Origin of the sequence: Microbacterium kunmingense, from assembly GCF_023155745.1 — a bacterium.
GTDB lineage: Bacteria > Actinomycetota > Actinomycetes > Actinomycetales > Microbacteriaceae > Microbacterium > Microbacterium kunmingense.
Genome location: NZ_JAKNUS010000005.1, coordinates 59,358 through 76,493 on the forward strand (window position 1 = coordinate 59,358; position 17,136 = coordinate 76,493).

Genomic DNA, 17,136 nt, shown 5'->3' on the forward strand with positions numbered 1-17,136 from the left:
TCACGCCGCGCGGGCGAAGAACTCCCTCGTGAGCTCGGTGACGGCGCCGGGGTTGTCGTCCGTGGCGAAGTGTGCGGCGCCGGGCACCGGAGCGAACTCGACGTGGTCGGCGAACCGCGAGACATCGCCGCTCTGCGTCCGCACGAACGAGGCCGTCAGCGGCTCGTCCCTCTCGCCGAAGCAGTACAGGGTCGGAACCGTCAGACGTCGCCGGCGGTAGGCGCCGGTGGCCAGCGCCGGCATCTCACCGCCGATCAGCAGGCCGCGATAGACCTCGCTGATCGCGGCATCCTTGGCGGGGTCGCGGAGCGGCGCCAGGTAGGTCATCTTCGTCGGCTCGCTCATCGGTGTGGCGACGTAGGGCGGCGCGAGGACCCAGTCCAGCGAGGAACCCGCCCGGCGCCATCGGAGCTTGGGCACATGACGCATCGCCGGCAGCATCCCGAGGCCCAGCCTCATGAAGGGCGGCGGCACGCTGAGGATCACCATCGCCCGCACGCGATCGGGATTCCCATAGGCCAGTTGCGCCGCTACGACCGCTCCCATGTCGTGCGCGACCAGACGGACCCGCTCCAGCTCAAGGGCGTCGAGGAGGGCCAGCACGTCGTCCCGCATCGCATAGCGGGAGATCCGCGGCGACTCGGCCTGCGTCCAGCCGAAGCCCCGCGCATCCGGACAGACGACGCGATAGCGTTCGGCCAGCGCGGAACCCACCGCCCGCCACTGCCACCAGTGCTGGGGCAGTCCGTGCAGCATGAGGACCGGCTCGCCCTCTCCGGCCGTGGCCACGTGGACCCGAAGACCCGGGATGTCGACGAACTTGTGCGTGAAGCCGGGAACCGCCGGCATCTGCGGCACCTCCGCCGGAAGTCCCGCGCGGGTCACCTTCTCGTCCATGTCTGCACGATACTACGTCTCTAGTGCCGTGTCACTACTTCTCTAGTAGCGTCGCGACACCTAGGGTCAAAAGGTGGCCACCACTCGGGACAGAGCCCTGGACGCGGCCCTCGCGCTCGTCGGCGAGCAGGGCATCCGCGCTCTCACCCATGCGCGCGTGGACGAGCGGGCGGGGTTGCCGAAGGGATCGACGTCGAATTGGTTTCGCACTCGCGACGCGCTCGTCGCCGGGGTGGTCACGCACCTGGCCGAGAGAGAGCGGGCCGATTTCGCCGCCGCCCCGCTGCCGCCGATCGAGACACCCGAGCAGCTGACGGACGCCCTGACGTCGATGGTCGACGTCGAGACCGGTCCTTTCGCCGCCCGAACCCGGGCCCGGTTCGCGCTCTTCCTCGAGGGCGCCGCCGACCCCGAGGTGCTGACGCCGCTCCTGGAGCAGCGCCGCACCTACGTCAGGTGGATGGTCGAACTGCTCGCGCAGGTGGGTGCCCGCGCGCCCGCCGAGGCATCCCGCTCGCTCATGGCGGCTGCAGACGGTCTCGTGCTGCACCGCGTGACGGTGGATCCCGACGCCGCCATCCGACCCGTCATCGAGCGCGCCGTCCGGGCGAGCCTCGACTGAGACGGCGTGAGAGCGGGAGAAGCCGCATCCCGCCTCTCCGCGCGATATCCAGACAGCGCGTAGCCCACCTCGACATAATGAGGGGATGACTGCACCCCGCATCCTCGTTGTGGACGATGAGCCGAACATCCGGGATCTGCTCATCACGAGCCTCCGTTTCGCCGGCTTCCAGGTCAGGGCCGTCTCCAACGGTGCGCAGACGATCTCGGCTGTGCTCGAGGAAGAACCCGACCTCATCGTGCTGGACGTCATGCTCCCCGACATGAACGGGTTCAGCGTCACCAAGCGCCTGCGCGGCGCGGGGTACACCGCCCCCATCCTCTTCCTGACGGCGAAGGACGAGACCGAGGACAAGATCACGGGCCTGAACGTGGGAGGCGACGACTACGTCACCAAGCCCTTCAGCCTCGACGAGATCGTGGCCCGCATCCAGGCGATCCTCCGCCGCACGATGCAGGCCGACGAGGAGTCGGTGATCCGCGCCGGCGAGCTGACGATGGATCAGGACACCCACGACGTCCGGGTCGGCGACGTGTCGATCGACCTCTCCCCCACCGAGTTCAAGCTGCTGCGCTACCTCATGCTGAACCCCAACCGGGTGCTGTCCAAGGCGCAGATCCTCGACCACGTGTGGGAGTACGACTTCAACGGCGACGCCGGAATCGTCGAGAGCTACATCTCCTACCTCCGCCGCAAGATCGATCCGCACTCGTCCGAGGCGCTGATCCAGACCAAGCGCGGATTCGGATACATGCTCAAGGCCGGCAAGACCGTCTGACGCGAGGCGCCCCCGCGCCCCGGACACGCCAAGGAGCAGACCCCTGGGAACACAGCCCGACGCGATCACGCGATGGTGGCGCGGCACCAGCCTGCGCACGAAGGTGACCGGGGTCACGGTTGCGCTGCTCATCGTGGGTCTCTTCGCGGCCGGCGTCGGCACGGCGATCTTCCTCCGCAACAGCCTCGTCGCAAGCCTGGACACACAGGTCGAGGCTCTGGCGACGACGGACTCCGCCGACCCGTTGATCGACATCGGCGTCGAGGACGGCGTTCTCACTGCGCGAGCGATCCCGGGCGCACCGCTGGCGGACTACTTCGTGGCGATCTACGACCGCAACGGCGAGCTTCTGACGACAGCAGGCGGTCGCGGCGGCACGCAGCCTCAGCCGCAGTTCCCCGACGCTTACCCCGTCGCAGACGCTCAGACGAATCAGCTCAACATCGTCACTCTCCTCTCCCGCAACGGGGAAGCGGAGTTCCGGGCGACGGTGGCGGTCAGCGAGTATCCCGGCGGTGGCGGCCTGTACTCCGAGATGGTCGCGCTTCCCGTCTCGTCGGTGAACCGCACGATCGCCAACTACATCGCGATCTACGGCATCCTCGCCGTCATCATCATCGGTGTCGCCGCCGCGCTCACGCGATTCCTCGTGACCCTCACCTTCCGCAGCCTCGGCCAGGTGGAGACCACCGCCGATGCGATCGCCGCCGGCGACTTCAGCCAGCGGATGACCGACATCGAGCCGAAGACCACCGAGGTGGGCCGGTTGAAGACCGCGATCAATGCGATGCTCTCTCGCGTGGACGCCGCGATCTCGCAGCGTGACGCGACCGTCCGTCAGATGCGCCGCTTCATCGGCGACGCCAGCCACGAACTGCGGACGCCCCTCGTGACCGTCCGTGGTTACGCCGAGCTTTACCGCATGGGAGGGATCTCCGGCGACGAGGCCACCGGCCAGGCGATGGAGCGCATCGAGAAGGAGGCCGTCCGGATGGGCCTTCTCGTGGAGGACCTCCTCGCCCTCGCCCGCCTCGACGAGCGCAAGGATGTCGCGATCACCCCCGTCGACCTCGTGCCGATCGCGCGGGACGCGGGCCTGGACGCTCGGGCCGCCTCCCCGCAGCGCACGGTGACCGTGCTCGACGCGACCGTGCACCAGCTCCGCCCCGCGCTCGCCCCCGAACCCGAGCCCGAGGCGGCCGACGGCGGACGCCGCGGAGGTTCGCCCCGCACCGCTGCCATTCCTCGCCGCGGCGCGTCGCTCTCACGCCTGCGCCGGCGCCCGCGCACTCCCGCCGACGCCCCCGTGGCGCCGGAGGCGACGGCACCCGCAGCTCCTGCCGCCGTCACCGCGGCCGCGGCCTCCGCCGTCGTGGTCTGGGGCGACGAGAACCGCATCCGGCAGGTCGTCGCGAACCTCCTCGGAAACGCTCGGCGATTCACCCCCGACGACTCCCCCATCGAGCTGCGGGTGGGCGTGGACCGCGACGCCAACCTGGGCTGGATCGAGGTGATCGACCACGGGGAGGGCGTCCCCGACCAGATAAAGGACAAGATCTTCCAGCGGTTCTGGCGAGCAGACACCTCCCGCACCCGCGAAACGGGGGGAACAGGGCTCGGGCTGTCGATCGTCGCCTCCATCGTCGACGCGCTGCACGGGTCGGTCGAGGTCTTCGACACCCCCGGCGGCGGGGCGACATTCCGGGTCGGCTTCCCGCTCGCCGAATCGAGGGATGCCGCGGAGCACCTGCTGCTCGAGACGCAGCCGCTCCCGCGCCCGCCTCGCGACTGACGCGGATCCGTCCTCTCCTGCACAGCCTGGGTGCTCCCGCAGTTCTCCACGGATGAGTCCGCCGTCGCCGATCGGACCCGGCCGGCTCTCTAGCGTGAGCGGTGTCCACTTCGAAAAGGAGCACCCATGGCCACCTACTCCGTCGACAGCGATTCCCTCCTCGCCGCGACATCCACCATCCGCGGCACCATCGACCGCATCCAGGCCGACACGCAGTCGATGTTGGCGCAGCTGACCCACCTGCAGGGCACCTGGACCGGAAGCGCCGCCGTGGCGTTCCACTCGGTTGTCGACCAGTGGCGCGCCACCCAGCGTCAGGTCGAAGACAGCCTGAACGGCATCAACACCGCCCTGGCCTCCGCCGGCCGGCAGTACGCCGACGCCGAGCTGGCGACCGCGAGCCTCTTCCGCTGACCCCCACACGAAGCTGCAGCGGAAGACCGAACGGTCCCTCCCCCGGAGGGACCGTTCACCCGTGCGGGCGTCGGCTACCGCCGACCGGGCCGCTCGCGATCAGGGCGGATCAGCAGGTCCCCCAGGTTCTCCGAGAGCCAGCCGTTCCACATCCCCACGCCGCGCCATGCGTCGCTGACGATGTCGAACACCTCGGGGCCCCACATCCAGTCCGCGAGCGGCTCGGTGCGCCCGACGGCGAGGTGCTTCAGCCGCAGCAGGTCGATCCGGGGGTGCTCGACCGAGTATCCCCTCGGAGCGGTGCGCACCGCGTCCTCGCTCATCGGCACGAGGTCGTCCTCGGCGAGAGCAGAGACCAGCCCTGCCACCTCGGGCCCGCGGCGATCGTCGTCGACGAGCTCACGGAAGCGGGCGAGTGCGGCCGGCGGGACGTCGTACGCACCGCCGCCGACGAGGAGTCCCGTCGCCGAGAGCTGGAGGTAGTACGCCACCGGCGCGAGCGAGACCATGCCGATGTGGAGCTTGTAGGGCGACTTGTCGGCGCTGAAGCGCACGTCGCGGTTCGGCCGGAAGATCTTCAGCTGACCGAACTCCGGCTCGAGCTCGGCGGCGAGCGCCTCGAACGGTCCACGGACGACCTCCTCGTAGCGCGCCTTGTTCGCCAACCACCACTCGCGGGTGTTGTCGGCCGCGAGGTCGTCGTAGAAACGCGGGGCGGCGGGGTCCAGTCCGTCGAAGGTCATGCGGCAGATGGTAGTTGGCGCGGTGGGATGCTGCGGCGAGACGCAGAAGAGCCCCCTCCCGGAGGAGGGGGCTCTTCTTGGTTCGGACGATTTGGGTCTCGATACGCCGCCTGCGGCGGCTACTCGACCTTGATACGCCCGGGACTCAACGCCGCTGCGCGGCATTGCGTCCCGTCGTATCAAAAGTCCATGCCACCCGTGGGGTCGGCGGGCGCCGCGGCAGCCTTCTCGGGCTTGTCGGCGACCACGGCCTCGGTGGTGAGGAACAGACCGGCGATCGACGCGGCGTTCTGCAGCGCCGAACGCGTGACCTTGGCGGGGTCGATGATGCCCTGCGCGAACAGGTCACCGTACTCGCCGGTCGCGGCGTTCAGGCCGTGACCGACCGGAAGGTCGGCGACCTTGTTGGCCACGACACCGGGCTCGAGACCGGCGTTGAGCGCGATCTGCTTCAGCGGAGCCTCGATGGCGACCTTGACGATGTTCGCACCGGTGGCCTCGTCACCCGAGACCTCCAGGGCCTCGAAGGCGATCTTGCCGGCCTGGATCAGCGCGACGCCACCACCGGGGACGATGCCCTCTTCGACGGCGGCCTTCGCGTTGCGGACGGCGTCCTCGATGCGGTGCTTGCGCTCCTTGAGCTCCACCTCGGTGGCCGCACCCGCCTTGATGACGGCCACGCCGCCGGCGAGCTTGGCGAGGCGCTCCTGGAGCTTCTCGCGGTCGTAGTCGCTGTCGGTGTTGTCGATCTCGCGACGGATCTGGGTCACGCGACCCTCGATCTGCGCAGCGTCACCGGCACCCTCGACGATGGTGGTCTCGTCCTTGGTGATGATGACCTTGCGCGCACGACCGAGCAGGTCGAGGGTGGCGTTCTCAAGCTTGAGACCGACCTCCTCGGTGATGACCTGGCCGCCGGTGAGGATCGCGATGTCCTGCAGCTGAGCCTTGCGGCGGTCGCCGAAGCCGGGGGCCTTGACGGCAGCCGACTTGAAGATGCCGCGGATCTTGTTCAGCACCAGGGTCGCCAGGGCCTCGCCCTCGACGTCCTCGGCGATGATGACGAGCTCCTTGCCGTCCTGGATCACCTTGTCGACGACGGGCAGAAGGTCCTTGATGTTCGAGATCTTCTGGTTCGCGATCAGGATGTAGGGGTCCTCGAAGACCGCTTCCTGACGCTCGGGGTCGGTGACGAAGTAGGGGTTGATGAAGCCCTTGTCGAAACGCATACCCTCGGTGAGCTCGAGCTCGGTGCCGAACGTCTGCGACTCCTCGACGGTGACGACGCCCTCCTTGCCGACCTTGTCGATCGCCTCGGCGATCAGGTCGCCGATGGTCGGGTCAGCGGCCGAGATCGACGCCGTGGCGGCGATCTGCTCCTTGGACTCGACCTCCTTGGCGTCAGCCAGCAGCTGGTCGGTCACCGCCTTGACGGCCTTCTCGATACCGCGCTTGAGCGAGATCGGGTCGGCACCGGCGGCGACGTTGCGCAGACCCTCGCGAACGAGCGCCTGAGCGAGAACGGTCGCGGTGGTCGTGCCGTCGCCGGCGACGTCGTCGGTCTTCTTCGCGACCTCCTTGACCAGCTCGGCGCCGATCTTCTCGTAGGGGTCGTCCAGCTCGATCTCCTTGGCGATCGAGACACCGTCGTTGGTGATCGTGGGGGCGCCCCACTTCTTCTCCAGCACGACGTTGCGACCGCGGGGACCCAGGGTCACCTTGACGGCGTCGGCCAGGATGTTCAGGCCGCGCTCGAGGCCGCGACGGGCCTCCTCATCGAAAGCGATGATCTTTGCCATGTGTGTGTCGTCCCTCCCGGACGTTGGCTTTCGGACTTAGCACTCAACAATCACGAGTGCTAATCCATTCTGGCACTCGGCATGGGTGAGTGCAAGCCACGCCCACACACGGCGTGTGGCGGGTCGAGCGGGACGCCGACGCGCGTCATCCGCTCTCAGACGACGCGGACCGATTCGGCCTGCGGTCCCTTCTGACCCGACCCGACGGTGAACTCGACGGTCTGGCCCTCCTCGAGCACCCGGAAGCCGGACATGTCGATGTTCGAGTAGTGGACGAAGACATCCTGACCGTCACCGGCGGTGATGAAACCGTAGCCCTTCTCGGCGTTGAACCATTTGACGGTGCCCTGTGTCATTGCGAACTCTCCTGTACTGCGGCGGGACAGGGCCCATGCTAGGGATCGCCGACACCGCGGAAAGTGCCTTCAGGCAACTGTTGACATGCCCGCTGTCAAACATTTACGCGGGCGAAACACGCACCCCGGTTCAGGGCGCGGGAGCCTCGTCGACCGGCGCGTCGGCCGTGCGGTCCAGCCCGATGACGACGGTCAGCTGCAGCGCCTGACTCTCGTCCTCCGGGGTGTTCGGGTCATCGGCGAGCTGGTAGACGTCGGTCTGCTCGATGCGCGCGCCGCCGAGCACAAGGTCGGCAAGACCCGCGGCGGCCGCCTGGTCGCCGGGGAAGGCGTAATAGACCGTGGTTTCGGCGAAGTCGGTCGTTCCGGCACCGCTGGCCGTGACGGCATCGGCGGACCACCCCGCCGCGACGATCTCGTCCTTCACCTGGGTCGCCAGCCCCTGCTCGGGCGTGGCGTTGAGCACCTGCACCGCGTAGGACGTGTCGATCACCGGCTCGACGGTGGGCTGCGGTGATGGCGTGGGCTCGGCATCGGGGGCGAGCTGGATGCGCCCCGACGTCAGCAGGGTGCCGAAGATGCCGACGACGATGAGGACGATGGTGGCCAGGCTCGCCCAGAGGAGCACCGCCCACGGACGCATCCGGGGGTTCTCCGCCCGGTGCGCACCGACCCGCCCGCCGTCCGCGGGGAGGTCATCGAAGCGATCCCGCGGATAGGTCCTTTTCGGCACCAGAAGATGGTACCGAAGCGGGCCAGGGCAACCTAAGCGCCAGCTGGACGGGTGCGGGAGGATGCGGGAGCCGCGCCTCTCAGCCGGATGACGCCGCCGTACGGATGACGCGTGCGCGCAGGCGCGCGTCGCGGATGCGGCGCAGCCGCTTGACCAGCATGGGGTCGTACTCCTGCGCCTCGGTCGTGTCGATCAGCCGTGTGAGCAGCTGGTAGTAGCGACCCGGCGACATGCCGAGACGGAGGCGGATGGCCTCCTCTTTGGCGCTCCCGTGTCGGGTCCACAGCGCCTCGAAGTCGAGGATCAGCCGATCCCGTTCGCTTAAGGGCACCCGCTCACGCTAACGCCGCGCCTCCGGTTCCTCGGCGCGCCACTCCACGAATGCGCCGAGCGGATCGACCTCGGCGCAGGGCACCCCGTCGATGGCCAGCACGAACCCCGACCACCGGCGCGGATCCAGGGGCGGATGCCACTGGTCGGCCATGCCCGCGGGAGTGAGGGTGACCCAGCGTGCCCCGGTCGCGACGCGGACGGCGTCGATCTCGGCGCGCAGACGTCGCCTGCCGGCGACCGGGATGTGCGGTAGGACACCCGGCGTGGTGATGACCAGCGTGGCGCCGGGCGGAGCCTCGGCTGCCGCCGCAGCCACGACGCCCGGCTCCGACGCGTCGCCCCGCGACATCCGGGGCGGGTCGGCCGCGACGATCTCGAGAGCCGCGCCGATGCGTTCCCATCTCCCCCTCTCGCCGGGCCAGACGAGGGCGGCGAGGAACGCGCGATCCGCCGGGTCGGCGGCGTCGAGAGGGGCGAGGTCGACCCCCGCCCGCCAGACGACCTCGGGAAGGGCGAGGGTCTCCCGCGCCCGCGCGGCGCCAGGCCCGCGCAGCGCGCTGTCGAGCACGATTGCCGACGGGCCGTCGACGGGGTCGAGGGCGGGGCCTCCAGCGTAGCGGTAGGAGTAGCGGTCGGGGTACAGGCACAGCCCCGCGCTCGCCCCGATCTCCAGCAGCGCGATCGGCCCGGGAATCGTCGAGAGGGCGGGAAGGAGCGCCGCGCAGCGGAGGGGCTCGTTGGTCTGGAGGGACCGGGCCGTGCACTCCGCGATCACCGTGAGGGCATGGCGATGGGTCCACGCCGCCCACGTGGGATAGTCCGCTTCCGGGGCTCCGAGGAGGCGCGTGACGGCGAACACGAGAGGCGGCTGACGACGGGCGGCGGGGATCTGCGCGAGGAGCCGCTGCATCGCCGGATCGCCCGCCACCCCCGCGGCCCACTCCTCGTACCGCGCGGAGCGCCCCGGCGCCTCGCTCTCGGCGAACCTCCGGTACCGCTCCGAGACCGCGTCCATATCGGCAGGCAGGGCATCGGGCTCGGGCACTCCCCCATCGTGCCGCGCGGGTGCGCGGCATCCCGGATATGTCGCCGCGTGTACGCGCACAGCGCACCCGCGCGCCCGGGGTCGCGGGTCTGCGGTTGAATGGGGGCAGGAGGTTCCATGTCTTACACGGTGGACAAGTCCGACGAGCAGTGGCGGGCCGAGCTCAGCCCCGAGCAGTATGCGGTGCTGCGCGAAGCGGCGACCGAGCGCCCCTGGACCGGGGAGTTGCTCGACGAGGAACGCGCCGGCCTCTATACCTGCGCCGCCTGCGGCGCAGAGCTGTTCAAGAGCGGCACGAAGTTCGACTCGCACTGCGGGTGGCCGAGCTTCTACGAGTCGATCCGGCCCGAGGCGGTCGAACTGATCGAGGACAACAGCCACGGGATGGTGCGGACGGAGGTGCGCTGCGCGTCGTGCGGGTCGCACCTGGGCCACGTCTTCCCCGACGGCTTCGGCACCCCGACCGGCGACCGCTACTGCATGAACTCGCTCGCCCTGGACTTCACGCCCGAATCGCCCGCGTGAGCGCGCTGAGCGAGGCGGTCTACGAGGCCGTCGCCGGTCGACGCTCGTGGTCGCGGGTCACCGCTGATGCACCGACGCACGAGGAGCTGGCGCGACTCGTCGGCGCCGCGGGCCGGGTCGCCGATCACTCGTCGCTGCGCCCCTGGCGTCTGATCGAGCTGCGCGGCGACGACCGCGAGCGGCTCGGCCGGGCGATCAACAAGGCGGAGGGCCAGAAGGGCGCATCGACGAAGCCGCAGCGTGCTCCGCTGCTCATCGCCGTGGTCGCCAGCTACCGCAAGAGCGGGAAGGTGCCGCGATGGGAGCAGGAGGCGGTCGCGTCCGGTGTCGCGCATGTGCTCAGCCTCCTCCTCGACGACGCGGGCTGGGGTGTCATCTGGCGGACCGGCCACTACACCCGCAGCAAGGCGGTCGCCAAAGCCCACGGGCTGAAGAAGAACGAGGAGCTCCTCGGCTGGCTCTACGTCGGCGGGAAGCCGGCCGACGCACGGCCGGGTCGACGCACGCCGATCGAGCCCGACCGCTTCCTCTCGCGGATGCCCGCACCCAAGGGCGACACGCGCTGAGCGGCGCGGGGGCGCGCCGCGGGAGGTTGCGCTGCCGTGATCGTCAGCGCCGTCGCATCCGTCCCCAAGGCAGGCTCACGACGATCACCGACAGCAGCGCGAGCGTGACCATCGCGGCGGCCTGGAGTGTGCCGGGATTGCCGACCGCCGGCCAGAGTGCGTCGATGAGGACGGATGTCGCGAGCTGCCCGACGACGGCCCCGAGGCCCAGGAGGAGCACACCGGTCGAGCCGACCACCGCCGCCGAGAGGACGATGTAGACCACGCCCGCGGCTCCGCCGAGGTAGAGCAGCGGGTCGGTGGGGAACGGACCGGGAGGGCCCGTCAGCGCGATGCTCGCACCCGCCGCGACGGCGAGGATCGCCGTCCCGCCGATGAAGTTGACCAGGGTGGCGGTCAGCGGCGATCCGACACGGGCCCGCAGCCGCCCGTTCGTCGCCTGCTGCCACGCGATGCCGGCTCCCGCCAGGAGCGGGAGCACGAGCATCCAGAGCGGAACGGTGGCCAGGGTGTCGCCGCTGAGCGCGAACGCGACGGCGCCGATCGACAGTGCGGCGCCGACCAGTCGCGGCACCGTGACGGCGACGACGCCCGCAGGGCCGTAGCCGACACGGTCGAGGACGAGCCCCGACACGGCCTGCCCGGCCACCGCCCCGACCGTGAAGAGCGAGACGCCGATGATCCCCACGGCCAGCCCCTGCGTCGCCGTGGTGAGGGCGCCGGCGGCGCCGCCCAGCAGCATCCACCCGGGAATCCCGCGCTCGCGCAGACCCCGCACCAGGCGCCGGTACCCGCGGCGCCCGTCGGGCGACGCCACGCTCAGGAGCACGACGAGGACGAGCCCCGAGGCGAAGGAGATGAAAGCGGCGACGATCCCGTCGCCGATCGTGACCCCGAGCTGGCCGTTGACGCGCGCCTGGAGCGCGGTGAGCACCCCGACGAGGACCGCACCGCCCACGGCGAGGGTGAGCGGGAGGCGCGGCGCGGGCATCCCTTCATCTTGCAGTCTTCGACGTGGTGGTCGGGACCAGGCCGGATGCGCGGCGCCGACGTACGCTGGAGTGTGCCCCTGACCCGACGGACCCGAACCCTCTTGAGCTGGCTGCCGGCCGCGCTCTTGGTGCTGATCATCGGCGCGATCGTCGTGGGGACCTTCACGGTGCAGGCGTCGTGGTGGGCCGAGGACGACCCGGAGGCCTCGAGCGATCAGAAGGCCGCCGACGGCGGCAGCATGCTCACCGACGCCGGGTTCGACTACGTCAATGTCGAGGGGGTGCTGCGGGTGCGGGTCGGCGACGGGGCCCTCCCCGCCTCCGACCTCGGGTTGCGCGCCAACGAGACCAAGGAGGCCGAGTTCCGCCGGCCCGTGCGGGCGCTCATCGCCGCGGGCGACGAGGTGCACGTGGTTGAGGATGTCGTCACCGCCACCGCGACGGCGACCGATGACAGGCTCGCGGCGGTGACGGTGGGGATCGACGGCGCCGGGTCGTGGCGTGGCGCGATCGACGGGCTCCGAGCGCGGGCGGACGAGTTCGGCTGGGACGCCTCGCAGTTCGAGGGCCTGGACGAGCGTCTGCTCGCGTTCAACTCGACGGGGTCGGGCGAGGTCTTCGAGGTCGAGATCGGATCGGGAGCGGATGCGGACACCGCCGTCACGGCCGAGGTGGCGTTCTTCCGTCAGGGCGGTGCCACGACGGTGTCGTTGCGCTTCGCGCCGCCGGAGTAGCGCGCCGCGGCGCGCGGCGCGCGACCCGTCACAAAACGCCGCCTGAATGAGCTCGAGGCCGCATCCATCGACGGGTCGCGGACATCAGCGCGTCGCTTCGCGGCACCGCGCCGCGGCGCGCGGCGCCCGACCCGTCGCAAAACGTCGCCTGGGGGAGCCTGAGGCCGCATCCATCGACGGATCGCGGAAGGGTGGAGCCGGCGACGGGTCGCGGAAGCGTGGAGCGGGCGAGGGGTCGCGGACGGGATGGAGCCGGCTACGGGACTCGAACCCGTAACCCCCTAATTACAAGTTAGGTGCGCTACCAATTGCGCCAAGCCGGCAAGGCATCCCATCCTACCGAGGGGCGGGAGGCGCGGTGCGGCGCCGGAGCCGGCGTCAGGGGGTCGCGGTGGGCGACGGCGACTCCGACGGGTTCGGCGAAGCGGTCTTGTAATACGCGTCGCTGCCGATCGTCAGGACGAACTGCGAGAACTCCTGCGGGTCATCCAGCGCGCCGACGTAGGGCACACCGTTCACCAGCACCATCGGGGTACCGGTCAGGGTGACGCCGTCGGTGTCGGGGATGCCGGTCAGCGCCCGCTCCGTGGCATCCCGAGCCCACCCGAGGAACGACTCCTCTTCGATGCACGACCGCACGAGCTTGGGCGATTCGGCGCCGGCGGCCTGCGCGAGGTCGGCGAGCTGGGCGTCGGTGAAGCCGTCGGTGTCGACATCGGGCTGCTCGCGCAGCAGAGCGTCGTTGAACGCGAAGAACTCCTCGGGCGAGTGCGTCGCCACACAGGCGGCCGCGGCCGCCGCGCGCAGGGAGTACTTCGTTCCGTTGGACTTCGCGGTGAGCATCGCCACCGGGTGATAGGTCAGCTCGGCCGCACCCTGGGACACCCAGGTCCGCAGCTGCTGCACGTTGGCCAGCTGGAACTCGCGCGACCCGGTCGACAGGTAGTCGACGTAGACGCGGATGTCGACGACCGGCGCCTCGGTGGGAGTCGGCGTGGGAGTGGGGGTGGCCTCGGGCGTCGCCTCGACCGTCGCGCTCGCCGCGGCATCGTCGGGCGCCGCAGCGACCTCCGGAGCCGCCACGCCGCTGACCGAGGTGACCGCGAAGCCGTCGTCGGTGACGTTCTGCGGCCGCAGCTCCGGTCGTGACATCGCCGAGCCGACCGCCCAGGTCACCATGACGGCCGCCACCGTCACGACGCCCGCGACGAGCAGCGTCACACTGCCGCGACGCAGCCAGCGGAGGCGCGACTGGCGCGCCTGCACCTGCTGGGCCTTCTCGCGGACCGCATTCCGGCGTTCGCGTGGTGCCGGAACGTTCGGTGACTGGTCGTGGGACATGAAACCTCTCGGACGAGTGGAGCTGCCGATGGGCAACGAAGCGGGGCGCGGGCGGGGCGAGCCGGGGACGATGCTAATCAGGCAGGCTGGGAAAAGCCCAGACGGGAGCCCCTCGAGCCCTGGACTGCGCCGTTCACGCTCGCGCGCACGCGTGACATACTGAGGGGGGCGCCCGATGGTGGGCGTCTGCGGTCATACCGCTCCATTCACAACGGATCGTCCGGCACGTACCTGCCGGTGAAGGAGAAGAACACATGGCGTCCGTCACTTTCGACAACGCAACCCGTCTGTACCCGGGCGGCACCCGCCCGGCCGTCGACAAGCTCAACCTCGAGGTGGGCGACGGCGAATTCCTGGTCCTCGTCGGACCCTCCGGCTGCGGCAAGTCCACGTCGCTGCGCATGCTCGCCGGCCTCGAAGAGGTCAACTCCGGCCGCATCCTCATCGGCGACCGCGACGTCACCGATGTGCCGCCGAAGGACCGCGACATCGCGATGGTCTTCCAGAACTACGCGCTGTACCCCCACATGACCGTCGCCGAGAACATGGGCTTCGCCCTGAAGATCGCCGGTGTCGGCAAGGAGGAGCGCGCGCAGCGCGTCCTCGAGGCCGCCAAGCTCCTCGACCTCGAGCAGTACCTCACGCGCAAGCCCAAGGCGCTCTCGGGTGGTCAGCGTCAGCGCGTCGCGATGGGCCGCGCGATCGTCCGCCAGCCCCAGGTGTTCCTCATGGACGAGCCCCTGTCGAACCTCGACGCCAAGCTCCGCGTGCAGACGCGCACCCAGATCGCGTCGCTCCAGCGCCGCCTGGGCGTCACCACGGTCTACGTCACCCACGATCAGACCGAGGCCCTCACCATGGGCGACCGCATCGCGGTGCTCAAGGACGGTCTGCTCCAGCAGGTCGGCACCCCGCGCGACCTCTACGAGCGCCCGAACAACGTCTTCGTGGCCGGCTTCATCGGCTCGCCCGCGATGAACCTGTTCCCGTCCTCGCTCGCCGAGGGTGGCGTGATGTTCGGCTCGGAGATCGTGCCGCTGGACCGCGACACCGTCGGCCGCGCCCACGGCTCGGAGGTCACCGTCGGCGTCCGCCCCGAGGACATCGTGGTCGGCCCCGCCGACGGCAAGGGCCTGTCGGTCACGGTCGACCTGGTCGAAGAGCTCGGCGCCGACGGCTACCTGTACGGCCACACCGACATCAACGGCAAGCGCACCGACATCGTCGCCCGCGTCGACGGACGCCGCCACCCGATGGCCGGCGACACCGTCACCCTCGCCGCGACCGCGGGCCATGTGCACGCGTTCGACATGGAGACCGGCGAGCGCCTCAACGACGCCCCCGTCGCCTCCGGCTCCTGACACACCACGACGCGGCGCGGGCGGGTTCCTGAACCCCCCGCGCCGCGGCATGTCCCGGGAGGCAACATGGTCGAATCCCTGAGCATCACCGCCAGTGCGGTGGACCCGGGACTGCTGACCCTTCCCTGGTCGACGCCGCTGGCCGACTGGCCCTCGAACCACATCGTCTTCCTCCCCAAGGGCATCTCCCGTCACCTCGTCCGCTTCGCCACCCTCTCCGGCCGCGTGGTGGCGATCAAGGAGACCACCGAGGAGATGGCGCGCCGCGAGTACGACATGCTCGGCAACCTGCAGCGGCTCGACGCCCCCTGTGTGGAACGCGTCGCGGTGATCGCAGGAAGGACGGATGCCGCGGGCGAGCCTCTCCCCGCGGCTCTCGTCACCTCGCATCTGCGCTTCTCGCTCCCCTACCGGGCCCTGTTCACCCAGGTCCTGCGCCCCGACACCGCCACGCGGCTGGTCGACGCGCTGGCCCTCCTGCTGGTGCGCCTGCACAACGTCGGCTTCTTCTGGGGCGACGTCTCGCTCTCCAACACCCTCTTCCGCCGTGATGCCGGCGCCTTCGCCGCCTATCTCGTCGACGCCGAGACCGGCGAGCTGCACGAGAGCGGGCTGACCGCGGGGCAGCGGGCTCACGACCTCGACGTCGCGCGGACGAACATCGCCGGCGAGATCATGGATCTCGAGGCGGGGGGCCGCCTCGAAGGAGGCGTCGACGCCATCGCGATCGCCGACGGCATCATGGAGTCGTATCACTCGCTGTGGGGCGCCCTGACCGACACCGAGACATTCCAGTCCGACGAGATCTGGCACATCACCGAACGCGTGCACCGCCTCAACGACCTCGGCTTCGACATAGGCGAGATGTCGATCGAGACCACCCGGGACGGCACCCGGGTCTCGATCCAGCCGAAGGTGGTCGACGCCGGCCACCACCAGCGCCGCCTCCTGCGGCTGACCGGTCTCGACGTCGAGGAGAACCAGGCGCGCCGCCTCCTCAACGATCTGGACGAGTACCGGGCCCGGGTGTCACGGCTCGGCTCCGACGAGGAGATGGTCGCCCACGAGTGGCTGACCCGGGTGTTCGAACCGGTCGTCAAGGCCATCCCGTTCGAGTATCGCGCCAAGCTCGAACCCGCCGAGGTCTTCCACCAGGTGCTCGAGCACCGGTGGTACATGTCGCAGGAGCGCGGCCGCTCCGTGCCCCTGGCCGAGGTGCTGACGAGCTACATCGACGACGTGCTGCGTCACCGCCGCGACGAGGCGACGGTGATGGGCCCGCCGACCGAGACCACGGGCATCCCCGTCATCACCGGCGAACTCGCCCTCGCCGACAGCGACGAGGACGAGGTCGACTGGCGAGACCTGGTCTGAGACGTCGCCGCCCGTCAGTATCCGACGGTGAACCGCTCGCGGTGGTGCTTGGGCTGCTCGATCTCGTCGACGACGGCCACGCCGAGGTCGGGACCGGAGATGAACGACTCGCCGTCGGCGTCGGTCACCAGCACGTCACCGCCGTCGCGATAGGTCCCGGTCCGCTCACCCGGGTTCCATGCGCCGAAGCCGCCCGCGGGGTGGACGTAGAACCAGTCGCGATCCCCCGAGCCCGCCTGCAGATCCTCGAGCACACCGATCGCCTCGAGCGCCTCGGGCTTGTACTCCTCGGTGAAGCCCGGGGTGTCGACCACGCGGGGTCCCCCCGGCGACACCAGGCTCCCCCCGGCTCCGCCGATGACACCGACCCGCACCGACGCCGGCAGCTCGCGGACGAGTTCGGCGACGGCCGGACGCACCTGGCCGGCCATCTCCCCACGGGCGGGAACGCTGATGACGACGACGTCGACGCCCTCCAGTTCGGCGACGAGACCTGGCACATCAAGGATCGTCCCCTCGATGTAGGTGACGTGGTCCAACCGCTCGCTCGGCACCGAGCGGGCGACCGAGACCACGGTGTGCCCGCGCGAGGCGGCCTCCGCGGCGATGTGACCTCCGGCGTAGCCGGTGCCTCCGATGACGGCGATACGAGCCATGGTGGTTCCTTCCGTAGTCCTGGGATCATTCAAGCCGAGATTCGCCCCGGATCGCGCCGTCAGACCCGGGCCGCG

At 70.2% G+C, this 17,136-nt stretch carries 19 protein-coding genes and 1 tRNA gene; 9 read left to right on the forward strand and 11 right to left on the reverse strand.

Going from position 1 to position 17,136, the window contains the following annotated elements:
• Window positions 1-897, reverse strand: a complete 897-nt coding sequence (locus MA875_RS08695; protein ID WP_248241751.1) for an alpha/beta fold hydrolase — start codon at window positions 895-897, stop codon at window positions 1-3.
• Between the two features lie 73 nt (window positions 898-970).
• Here MA875_RS08695 and MA875_RS08700 point away from each other — a divergent pair, with 73 nt between their 5' ends.
• From MA875_RS08700 to MA875_RS08715, 4 genes are all read left to right on the forward strand, one after another.
• Window positions 971-1,519, forward strand: a complete 549-nt coding sequence (locus MA875_RS08700) for a TetR/AcrR family transcriptional regulator (protein WP_248241754.1) — start codon at window positions 971-973, stop codon at window positions 1,517-1,519.
• 85 nt (window positions 1,520-1,604) lie between these two features.
• Window positions 1,605-2,297, forward strand: a complete 693-nt coding sequence (locus tag MA875_RS08705; RefSeq protein ID WP_124293769.1) for a response regulator transcription factor — start codon at window positions 1,605-1,607, stop codon at window positions 2,295-2,297.
• 103 nt (window positions 2,298-2,400) lie between these two features.
• Window positions 2,401-4,089: a sensor histidine kinase gene (locus MA875_RS08710; protein ID WP_248241755.1), complete on the forward strand. Its 1,689-nt coding sequence runs from the start codon at window positions 2,401-2,403 to the stop codon at window positions 4,087-4,089.
• Between the two features lie 126 nt (window positions 4,090-4,215).
• Window positions 4,216-4,503, forward strand: a complete 288-nt coding sequence (locus MA875_RS08715) for a WXG100 family type VII secretion target (protein ID WP_248241756.1) — start codon at window positions 4,216-4,218, stop codon at window positions 4,501-4,503.
• Between the two features lie 74 nt (window positions 4,504-4,577).
• Here MA875_RS08715 and MA875_RS08720 read toward each other — a convergent pair whose 3' ends face one another.
• From MA875_RS08720 to MA875_RS08745, 6 genes are all read right to left on the reverse strand, one after another.
• Complete coding sequence (locus MA875_RS08720; protein ID WP_248241758.1) at window positions 4,578-5,246, reverse strand: DUF2461 domain-containing protein; 669 nt, start codon at window positions 5,244-5,246, stop codon at window positions 4,578-4,580.
• Window positions 5,247-5,425: 179 nt separating this feature from the next.
• Window positions 5,426-7,045 (reverse strand): chaperonin GroEL, encoded by a 1,620-nt coding sequence (gene groL / locus MA875_RS08725; RefSeq protein ID WP_179560587.1) that lies wholly within the window; start codon window positions 7,043-7,045, stop codon window positions 5,426-5,428.
• Between the two features lie 155 nt (window positions 7,046-7,200).
• A complete protein-coding gene (locus MA875_RS08730; protein WP_248241759.1) occupies window positions 7,201-7,401 on the reverse strand; it encodes a cold-shock protein in 201 nt (66 codons plus the stop codon).
• Between the two features lie 130 nt (window positions 7,402-7,531).
• The gene (locus tag MA875_RS08735; RefSeq protein WP_248241761.1) at window positions 7,532-8,134 is read right to left on the reverse strand and encodes a LytR C-terminal domain-containing protein; all 603 of its coding nucleotides are present in this window, start codon (window positions 8,132-8,134) and stop codon (window positions 7,532-7,534) included.
• Window positions 8,135-8,213: 79 nt separating this feature from the next.
• Entirely contained in the window at window positions 8,214-8,465 is a 252-nt protein-coding gene (locus MA875_RS08740) for a DUF3263 domain-containing protein (protein WP_248241763.1), read from the reverse strand.
• Between the two features lie 9 nt (window positions 8,466-8,474).
• Window positions 8,475-9,512 carry a DUF2332 domain-containing protein gene (locus tag MA875_RS08745; protein ID WP_248241765.1) on the reverse strand — a complete coding sequence of 346 codons (1,038 nt, stop codon included), beginning with the start codon at window positions 9,510-9,512 and terminating at the stop codon, window positions 8,475-8,477.
• 117 nt (window positions 9,513-9,629) lie between these two features.
• Here MA875_RS08745 and msrB point away from each other — a divergent pair, with 117 nt between their 5' ends.
• Together msrB and MA875_RS08755 are read left to right on the forward strand one after the other, a co-directional pair.
• Window positions 9,630-10,037: a peptide-methionine (R)-S-oxide reductase MsrB gene (gene msrB / locus MA875_RS08750; RefSeq protein WP_248241766.1), complete on the forward strand. Its 408-nt coding sequence runs from the start codon at window positions 9,630-9,632 to the stop codon at window positions 10,035-10,037.
• On the forward strand, window positions 10,034-10,603 hold the full coding sequence (locus MA875_RS08755) for a nitroreductase family protein (protein WP_372492553.1): 570 nt from the start codon (window positions 10,034-10,036) through the stop codon (window positions 10,601-10,603). The genes msrB and MA875_RS08755 overlap by 4 nt, the downstream gene beginning before the upstream one ends.
• 43 nt (window positions 10,604-10,646) lie before the next feature.
• Here MA875_RS08755 and MA875_RS08760 read toward each other — a convergent pair whose 3' ends face one another.
• The gene (locus MA875_RS08760; RefSeq protein ID WP_248241769.1) at window positions 10,647-11,594 is read right to left on the reverse strand and encodes a DMT family transporter; all 948 of its coding nucleotides are present in this window, start codon (window positions 11,592-11,594) and stop codon (window positions 10,647-10,649) included.
• A gap of 102 nt (window positions 11,595-11,696) precedes the next feature.
• Between MA875_RS08760 and MA875_RS08765 the strand changes: the two genes are divergently transcribed.
• Window positions 11,697-12,329 carry a hypothetical protein gene (locus MA875_RS08765; RefSeq protein ID WP_248241771.1) on the forward strand — a complete coding sequence of 211 codons (633 nt, stop codon included), beginning with the start codon at window positions 11,697-11,699 and terminating at the stop codon, window positions 12,327-12,329.
• Window positions 12,330-12,576: 247 nt separating this feature from the next.
• On the opposite strand, the gene MA875_RS08770 is transcribed toward MA875_RS08765, so the two are convergent.
• Both MA875_RS08770 and MA875_RS08775 read right to left on the reverse strand, forming a co-directional pair.
• Window positions 12,577-12,652 (reverse strand) — tRNA-Thr (locus MA875_RS08770).
• A gap of 55 nt (window positions 12,653-12,707) precedes the next feature.
• A complete protein-coding gene (locus tag MA875_RS08775; protein WP_248241773.1) occupies window positions 12,708-13,670 on the reverse strand; it encodes a DsbA family protein in 963 nt (320 codons plus the stop codon).
• A gap of 254 nt (window positions 13,671-13,924) precedes the next feature.
• Here MA875_RS08775 and MA875_RS08780 point away from each other — a divergent pair, with 254 nt between their 5' ends.
• Window positions 13,925-15,031 (forward strand): ABC transporter ATP-binding protein, encoded by a 1,107-nt coding sequence (locus MA875_RS08780; RefSeq protein ID WP_248241775.1) that lies wholly within the window; start codon window positions 13,925-13,927, stop codon window positions 15,029-15,031.
• Between the two features lie 66 nt (window positions 15,032-15,097).
• Entirely contained in the window at window positions 15,098-16,405 is a 1,308-nt protein-coding gene (locus MA875_RS08785; RefSeq protein WP_248241776.1) for a DUF4032 domain-containing protein, read from the forward strand.
• 14 nt (window positions 16,406-16,419) lie between these two features.
• Here the strand turns inward: MA875_RS08785 and MA875_RS08790 are convergent, their stop codons facing one another.
• Window positions 16,420-17,061, reverse strand: a complete 642-nt coding sequence (locus tag MA875_RS08790; protein ID WP_248241778.1) for an NAD(P)-dependent oxidoreductase — start codon at window positions 17,059-17,061, stop codon at window positions 16,420-16,422.
• Between the last annotated feature and the right edge of the window lie 75 nt (window positions 17,062-17,136).

What these genes read in the sequence shown, in the direction of transcription:
- MA875_RS08695 (WP_248241751.1), bottom strand. Translation starts at nt 897, where the DNA reads ATGGACGAGAAGGTGACCCGCGCGGGACTTCCGGCGGAGGTGCCGCAG.
- MA875_RS08705 (WP_124293769.1), top strand. Translation starts at nt 1,605, where the DNA reads ATGACTGCACCCCGCATCCTCGTTGTGGACGATGAGCCGAACATCCGG.
- MA875_RS08715 (WP_248241756.1), top strand. Translation starts at nt 4,216, where the DNA reads ATGGCCACCTACTCCGTCGACAGCGATTCCCTCCTCGCCGCGACATCC.
- MA875_RS08720 (WP_248241758.1), bottom strand. Translation starts at nt 5,246, where the DNA reads ATGACCTTCGACGGACTGGACCCCGCCGCCCCGCGTTTCTACGACGAC.
- groL (WP_179560587.1), bottom strand. Translation starts at nt 7,045, where the DNA reads ATGGCAAAGATCATCGCTTTCGATGAGGAGGCCCGTCGCGGCCTCGAG.
- MA875_RS08730 (WP_248241759.1), bottom strand. Translation starts at nt 7,401, where the DNA reads ATGACACAGGGCACCGTCAAATGGTTCAACGCCGAGAAGGGCTACGGT.
- msrB (WP_248241766.1), top strand. Translation starts at nt 9,630, where the DNA reads ATGTCTTACACGGTGGACAAGTCCGACGAGCAGTGGCGGGCCGAGCTC.
- MA875_RS08760 (WP_248241769.1), bottom strand. Translation starts at nt 11,594, where the DNA reads ATGCCCGCGCCGCGCCTCCCGCTCACCCTCGCCGTGGGCGGTGCGGTC.
- MA875_RS08775 (WP_248241773.1), bottom strand. Translation starts at nt 13,670, where the DNA reads ATGTCCCACGACCAGTCACCGAACGTTCCGGCACCACGCGAACGCCGG.
- MA875_RS08780 (WP_248241775.1), top strand. Translation starts at nt 13,925, where the DNA reads ATGGCGTCCGTCACTTTCGACAACGCAACCCGTCTGTACCCGGGCGGC.
- MA875_RS08785 (WP_248241776.1), top strand. Translation starts at nt 15,098, where the DNA reads ATGGTCGAATCCCTGAGCATCACCGCCAGTGCGGTGGACCCGGGACTG.
- MA875_RS08790 (WP_248241778.1), bottom strand. Translation starts at nt 17,061, where the DNA reads ATGGCTCGTATCGCCGTCATCGGAGGCACCGGCTACGCCGGAGGTCAC.